This is a genomic window from Streptomyces recifensis (assembly GCF_002154615.1).
In the GTDB taxonomy this organism is placed as follows: Bacteria; Actinomycetota; Actinomycetes; order Streptomycetales; family Streptomycetaceae; genus Streptomyces; species Streptomyces griseoluteus.
This window is the reverse complement of sequence record NZ_MUNH01000741.1, coordinates 1-1,774: the sequence shown is the minus strand read 5'-3', so window position 1 is coordinate 1,774 and position 1,774 is coordinate 1. Positions and strand designations below refer to the sequence as shown.

The window sequence follows — 1,774 nt, the reverse complement described above, 5'->3', positions numbered from 1 at the left end:
CCCTGGTCGCCCTGCTCGCCCGTATCTGCGCGGCAGCCCTCGCCCGGTTCCCGGAGCTGAACGCCTACGTCGACACCGAGGCCCGTGAGGTCGTCCAACTGCCCGGCGTGCACCTGGGGTTCGCCGCGCAGACCGAGCGCGGGCTGGTCGTTCCCGTCGTCCGGGACGCGCACAGGCGGGACGCCGAGTCGCTGACCGCCGAGTTCGCCCGGCTCACCGAGGCCGCCCGCGCGGGGCGGCTGACACCGGGTGAACTCACCGGCGGCACCTTCACGCTGAACAACTACGGCGTCTTCGGGGTCGACGGCTCCACCCCGATCATCAACCACCCCGAAGCCGCCATGCTCGGCGTCGGCCGCATCGTCCCCAAGCCGTGGGTGCACGAGGGCGAACTGGCGGTGCGCCAGGTCGTGCAGCTCTCGCTCACCTTCGACCACCGGGTCTGCGACGGCGGCACGGCGGGCGGCTTCCTGAGGTACGTGGCGGACTGCGTGGAACAGCCGGCCGTACTGCTGCGCACCGTGTGAGCCCGGCCTTGCGACACCCGCCCGGTTCCCGCCGGGCGGCATCCGCTCACGAGGGTCCACCAGCCATACTCGAAGGGTGACCGACAACGCCCCGGCCGGCCCCCCGCCGGCCGCATCCCCCGAGCCCAGCGGGGCCGGCCCGGCGCCCGGCGCCCCGTACGACGCCGTCGTGCTGGCCGGCGGCGGGGCGCGGCGGCTGGGCGGGGCCGACAAGCCCGGTGTCCAGGTCGGCGGTCGCGCGCTGCTCGACCGGGTGCTGGCCGCCTGCGCCGACGCGGCCACCACCGTCGTCGTGGCCGACCCCCGTGTCACCGCCCGGCCGGTGCGCTGGGCGCGGGAGGAGCCGGCCGGTGGCGGACCCGTCGCCGCGCTCGGCGCGGGGCTGCGGCTCACCACGGCCGAGTACGCGGTGGTGCTCTCCGCCGACCTGCCGTTCCTCGGCGCGGACACCGTGCACCGGCTGCTGGCCGCCCTGCGGGACGGCGATGCCGACGGGGCGATGCTCACCGACGACGACGGCCGCGACCAGCCGCTGGTGGCCGCGTACCGCACCGCCTCCCTGCGCCGCGCCCTGGCGGACCTCGCCACCGGGCACGCCGGGCACGCCGGGCACTCCGGGCACGCCGGGCAGGGCGAGCAGCCCGGGCGCGGCGGCCTGACCGGGCTGCCCCTGCGCCGACTGACCGGCGCCCTGCGCCTGATCCGGCTCACCGACCCGCTGGCCTCCTTCGACTGCGACACCTGGGAAGACATCGCCCACGCCAGGGCACGGATCAGGGAGCATGGGCACGTGCTGAACGAATGGATCACCGCAGTCAAGAACGAGCTGGGCATCGAGCTCGACGTCGACACCCGCGTCCTTCTGGACGCCGCCCGCGACGTCGCCCACGGTGTGGCCCGCCCCGCCGCCCCGCTGACCACCTTCCTCATCGGCTACGCCGCCGCCCAGGGCAAGGGTGACGCCGAGTCCGTCGCCGAGGCGTCCGCCAAGGTCGCCGACCTGGCCACCCGCTGGGAGGCCGAGCACGGCGGGGGCGGGTCCGCCCCGGACGCCGGATGACCCCCTCCCACACGCACACGGGACCGCACGCCGGGTGCGGCGACGCCGACGACCTCGACGTGGAGGAAGCCCTGGCGCTCGTCCGCCCACCCAAGAGCGACCGGACAGACCAGGTCGACAGGGCGGACCGGACCGGCCGGGCGGACCGGACCGCCCTGTCGACCTGGTCTGTCCGGTCGCTCTTGGG

3 protein-coding genes are annotated in these 1,774 nt (G+C 76.0%); all 3 read left to right on the top strand.

The genetic code is table 11. From position 1 onward, the window contains the following. Window positions 1-527 (top strand): dihydrolipoamide acetyltransferase family protein (locus CCN33_RS29105; protein WP_140394738.1); only part of this gene is annotated, 527 nt, incomplete at its 5' end. Between the two features lie 76 nt (window positions 528-603). After that, entirely contained in the window at window positions 604-1,587 is a 984-nt protein-coding gene (locus tag CCN33_RS29100) for an NTP transferase domain-containing protein (RefSeq protein ID WP_086696353.1), read from the top strand. Then, a partial coding sequence (locus tag CCN33_RS32580; RefSeq protein ID WP_208621950.1) for a hypothetical protein occupies window positions 1,584-1,774 on the top strand: 191 nt, incomplete at its 3' end. The genes CCN33_RS29100 and CCN33_RS32580, both read left to right, overlap by 4 nt.